Raw genomic sequence first — 4213 nt, 5'->3', positions numbered from 1 at the left:
TCCATCAGCACGCCTTTCACCGGCGTGAAGATGAGCGGCTACGGCCAGGAGAAGGGCCGCCTGGGCATTCTCGAATACACCAGCCAGAAGAGTTTCTATTGGGGGCTCAACGAGTCCCCCATGCCGTGGGCCACGTCCTGAACGTCCACCCGCGCCGCACCACTTTCAACCATCCTTGCCATCTGAACCATGACCACCCGTCGCACCCTCATCGCCCTCGCCTCCCTGCTCAGTCTGCTGGGCACCGCGCATGCACAGACCGCCGTTGAAAAACAGCTCGCCTCCGACAAGTTCACGCTCGTCGCGCCCTTCCCACCCGGTGGCGCGATCGACACGCTGGCCCGCGTGCTGGCCGACGGCCTGGGCAAGCAGTACAACACCACGGCCCTGGTCGACAATGCGCCCGGCGCGGCCGGCAACATCGGCATGGACAAGGTCAAGAAGGCCAAGGCCGACGGCCACACGCTGCTGGTGATCCCCGCGGGCAACCTCACCATCAACCCCACGCTGATGCCGAAGTTCCCGTTCAACGTGCAGAAGGACTTCGTGCCCGTGGCCATGCTGGCCAAGACGCCCAACGTGCTGGTGACCACCCCCGCCACCGGCATCAAAACCGTGGCCGACCTGATCGCCCGCGCCAAGGCCAAGCCCGACTCGCTGTCGTACGCCTCGCCCGGCATCGGCAGCGGCCTGCACCTGGCCGGCGAGCTGTTCAAGTCGCAAGCCAACATCGACATCCTGCACATCGCCTACAAGGGATCGAACGTCGCGATCAACGACTTGCTGGGTGGCAGCGTGCCCCTGATGTTCAGCAACCTGCCCACGGTGCTGCCCCACATCAAGAGCGGCAAGCTCATCGGCCTGGCGCTGACGGACAGCACCCGCACGCCCACCGCGCCCGAGATCCCCACCATGGGCGAGGTCGGCATTCCCAACATCGTCGTGCCGTCGTGGTATGGCCTGCTGGCGCCTGCCGGCACGCCGGCGGACGTGGTCGCGCAACTGGCCAAGGACGCGGCCGAGATCCTGGCGCAACCTCAGGTGATCGAACAGCTCAAGGCCCAGGGCATGACCGGCTGGGACCTCAGGACCTTGGCCTTTGACAAACACATCCGCGACGAGACCGCGCGCTGGGCCAAGGTCATCAAGGACCGCAACATCACGATGGAGTGAGCGCGATGAGCGGCACCACCACCCCGTCGAAAGAGAACGTGCTGATCACGCTGGTGCTCAAGCACCATGCGGGTCTCACGCTGGACGACGTGCAGGCCAGGTTGAAGGCCAGCGGGTGGTGGGATCGTTTTCCGGTGGAAGGCACGCGCGTCGTGTCCTGGACCGTGGCCATGGGCCTGGGCCAGATCGTGACGCTGGAAGTGCCGCCGCACCTGCTCGGCCAGGTCAACCTCGAACTGGAGCGCTCCGCCTGGGGTGTCTTCACCACCGAGTGCTACCCGACCTACGATTTCGTGCCGGTGCGCGAACGCATCATCGAACGAGTCAAGGCCGGAGGCCAGTGATGGCGATCGCCGAAAAAATCCAGTGCCCGCAGGTGCCGGACCTGCCCACCGCCAGCTGGACCAACGCCTACCGCGTCGGCCAGGAAGTGGTGGTGTCCGGCATGACCGGCCACCCCGCCACACGCGAGGCTTCGCAACGCGGTGAACCGCTGGGCGCGTATGACCAGGCGATGGTCGTGCTGAAGAAACTCGAAGCGCTGGTGACCGCGGCCGGTGGCCACAAACACAACCTCACCAAGACCGTCGTCTACCTGACCGACATCGCGGACAAGGACGACGTGGGCCGCGCGCGGCGCGACTTCTTTGGCGCACACACGCCGTGCTCGACGCTCGTGGCGGTCAAAGCGCTCGTGTTCCCCGAACTGCGCGTGGAGATCGACGCCTGGGCCAGGCTCGACGTGGATCTCCGCGAATCCGTCACCCTCTCAACCGAAAGCTGAACCACCATGGACCTGGGCATTGCCGGCAAAAAAGCACTGGTGTGCGGCGCGAGCGCGGGGCTGGGCTATGCCTGCGCCGAAGCGCTCGTCAAAGATGGCGTGCATGTCGTGATCGTGGCGCGCACCGAAGAGCCCCTGCGCGAAGCCGCCGCGCGCCTGGCCGCGCACGGTGCGGGCGCGGTGGACTTCGTGGCCGCCGACGTGACGTCCGACGAAGGCCGCGCGCGCATCTTCGCCGCGCACCCGGACTTCGACATCCTCGTCACCAACGCGGGCGGCCCGGCACCGGGCGACTTCCGCAACTGGGACCGCGAGACCTGGCACCGCGCCATCGACGCCAACATGCTCGCGCCGATCGAGCTCATCAAGGCGACGGTGGACGGCATGATGGCGCGCGGCTTCGGCCGCATCATCAACCTCACCTCCAGCGCGGTGAAGTCCCCGGTGGACGGCCTGGGCCTGTCCACCGGCGCGCGCAGCGGCCTCACCGGCTTCGTCGCCAGCCTGGCGCGCAGCACCGTGGCGCGCGGCGTGACCATCAACAACCTGCTGCCCGGCACCTTCGACACCGCGCGCCTGGCGAGCAACTTCGCCGCGCAGGCAAAACGCGAAGGCAAGACCGTGGACGAGGTGCGCACCGCGCGCATGGCCAAGCATCCCGCGCACCGCGCGGGCCAGCCCAGCGAACTCGGCCACACCTGTGCCTACCTCTGCAGCGTGCACGCCGGCTACATCAACGGACAGAACATCCTGCTCGATGGTGGTTCGTTCAACGGCGTCTTCTGACGCCCCTCCCTGCGCTTCCTGTTCCGCTTTCCCGTCAGACCACAACCACTCCATTGGAGACAAACCATGATCGCGCGCCGCCACCTCATCCTCGCCACCGCCGCTGTGGCCACCGCCCTCGCCTTGCCCACGGGCAGCGCGCTGGCACAGGCCTACCCCAACAAGGCCATCACCCTGGTCGTGTCGTTCCCGCCCGGTGGTGACACCGATGCCCTTGCGCGCAGCTTTGCCGAAAAGCTCGCGGCCCGCGTCGGCCAGCCGGTGGTGGTGGAGAACAAGACCGGTGCCAGCGGCACGATCGGCAATTCCTACGTGGCCAAGGCCGCGCCCGATGGCTACACCCTGCTGTTCACGCCGAACACCTTTGCCACCGCGCCGCTGGTGCTCAAGCCCGGCACGGGCGCGGTCTACAACCCGCTCACCGACTTCACGCCCATCATGCTGGCGGGCACGCAGTCGCTCTTCCTCGTCACCCACGCGGGCTCGGGCCTGAACAGCGTGAAGGACGTGGTGGCCGCCGGCAAGAGCGGCAAGCTCGCCAACTACGCCAGCCCCGGCAGCGGTTCGCCCATGCACATCCTGGGCGAGATGTTCAACCGCGCAGCCGGCGTGAAGCTGTCGCAGGTGCCGTACCGTGGCAGCGGCCCGGCCATCGTCGACCTCGTGGCCGGCCACATTCCCATGATGTACACCACGCTCGGCCCGGTGGCGCAGTACATCGCCCAGGGCAAGCTGGTGAACGTGGCGGTGGCCGACCCGCAGCGCTCGTCGCTCGCACCCAACGTGCCCACGCTGGCCGAAGCCGGCGTGAAGGACGTGGAGGTGGGCGCGTGGCAAGGTTTCTTCGGCCCCAAAGGCATGTCGCCTGAAGTGGTGCGCACGCTCAACGGCCACTTGAACGAAATCATCAAGATGCCCGACGTGATCGCGCGCATGCAGACGATGGCGCTGGTTCCCGTGGGCGGTGAAGCGCCGGCACTGGCCAAGATCAACGCGTACCACAACGAGCGCTATGGCAAGGTGATCCGGGAAACCGGGATCATGGCCGACTGAAGTTCGCGCGTCTATGAAAGAAGTCATCGACGTCGGCCTGCCGCCCTTCAAGCAACCGTTCTCGTGGATGGTGCGCGCCGGCGGCGTGCTCTATACGGCGCATGGGCCGGTGCGTGAAGACGGCAGCGTCGACACCACCGGCACCATCGAGCAGCAGGCGCGCCTGACGTTCAGCAACTTGCAGCGCGCGGTGGAACGCGCCGGCAAGACGATGGACGACGTGGCGCAGGTGCTGATCTACATGACCGACGTGGCCGACATGGCGGCCATCGATGCGGTGTACCGCGAGTTCTTCCGAGCGCCTTGGCCGAACCGCTCCAGTGCGGGGGTGGCCTTGGTGGTGCCTGGGATGAAGATCGAGATCGTCGCCTACGTGGCGTAGGACAACGCCCTCCCTCGCTGGGGGAGGGTTGGGGG

The 4213-nt window shown here is 67.0% G+C and carries 6 protein-coding genes; all 6 read left to right on the top strand.

Annotation, left to right across the window (positions count from 1 at the left end; genetic code table 11):
• The first annotated feature begins 189 nt into the window (after window positions 1-189).
• The 6 genes from FFS09_RS30280 (at window position 190) to FFS09_RS30255 (ending at window position 4178) form a co-directional block, all read left to right on the top strand.
• Window positions 190-1173, top strand: a complete 984-nt coding sequence (locus tag FFS09_RS30280; protein ID WP_137922612.1) for a Bug family tripartite tricarboxylate transporter substrate binding protein — start codon at window positions 190-192, stop codon at window positions 1171-1173.
• Window positions 1174-1178: 5 nt separating this feature from the next.
• The gene (locus tag FFS09_RS30275) at window positions 1179-1517 is read left to right on the top strand and encodes a hypothetical protein (protein WP_137922611.1); all 339 of its coding nucleotides are present in this window, start codon (window positions 1179-1181) and stop codon (window positions 1515-1517) included.
• Window positions 1517-1957 carry a RidA family protein gene (locus FFS09_RS30270; RefSeq protein WP_137922610.1) on the top strand — a complete coding sequence of 147 codons (441 nt, stop codon included), beginning with the start codon at window positions 1517-1519 and terminating at the stop codon, window positions 1955-1957. Before FFS09_RS30275 ends, FFS09_RS30270 begins: the two co-directional genes overlap by 1 nt.
• A 6-nt stretch (window positions 1958-1963) precedes the next feature.
• The gene (locus FFS09_RS30265) at window positions 1964-2743 is read left to right on the top strand and encodes an SDR family oxidoreductase (RefSeq protein ID WP_137922609.1); all 780 of its coding nucleotides are present in this window, start codon (window positions 1964-1966) and stop codon (window positions 2741-2743) included.
• 66 nt (window positions 2744-2809) lie between these two features.
• The gene (locus tag FFS09_RS30260; RefSeq protein ID WP_137922608.1) at window positions 2810-3796 is read left to right on the top strand and encodes a Bug family tripartite tricarboxylate transporter substrate binding protein; all 987 of its coding nucleotides are present in this window, start codon (window positions 2810-2812) and stop codon (window positions 3794-3796) included.
• Window positions 3797-3809: 13 nt separating this feature from the next.
• Window positions 3810-4178: a RidA family protein gene (locus FFS09_RS30255; RefSeq protein ID WP_137922607.1), complete on the top strand. Its 369-nt coding sequence runs from the start codon at window positions 3810-3812 to the stop codon at window positions 4176-4178.
• Window positions 4179-4213: the final 35 nt, after the last annotated feature.

This window comes from Hydrogenophaga sp. 2FB (genome assembly GCF_005503365.1).
GTDB lineage: Bacteria > Pseudomonadota > Gammaproteobacteria > Burkholderiales > Burkholderiaceae_C > Hydrogenophaga.
Note: the sequence above shows the minus strand (reverse complement) of the source record. Positions and strands in the feature narration are given on the sequence as shown.